Below are 210 nucleotides of genomic sequence, written 5' to 3'. Positions count from 1 at the left end.
GAACTGGAACAGGCAGGGCTGATCGAGCCAGCTGTAGAACCTTCTGCACCTGTCCTGGATCCTTCCGATTTATTAGATCCTTTAGCTTCATTAACCATTGATCCAGGGCCTTCAGTACCACCACAAGGCAGAACCACCACTGGGGTGACAGCCTATATGGAATGCCCGATCTGCATGGATTCAATGGAAGATGACTGTGTGTCAACGCTT

Annotated in this window: 1 protein-coding gene; it reads left to right on the top strand. The window is 50.0% G+C overall.

Going from position 1 to position 210, the window contains the following annotated elements:
* Positions 1 to 210 (top strand): hypothetical protein (locus E1189_RS24935; protein ID WP_230460030.1); only part of this gene is annotated, 210 nt, incomplete at both ends.

Source organism: Parendozoicomonas verongulae (assembly GCF_009711465.1).
GTDB classification, from domain to species: Bacteria; Pseudomonadota; Gammaproteobacteria; order Pseudomonadales; family Endozoicomonadaceae; genus Sansalvadorimonas; species Sansalvadorimonas verongulae.
This window is presented reverse-complemented; position numbering and strand designations above follow the sequence as displayed.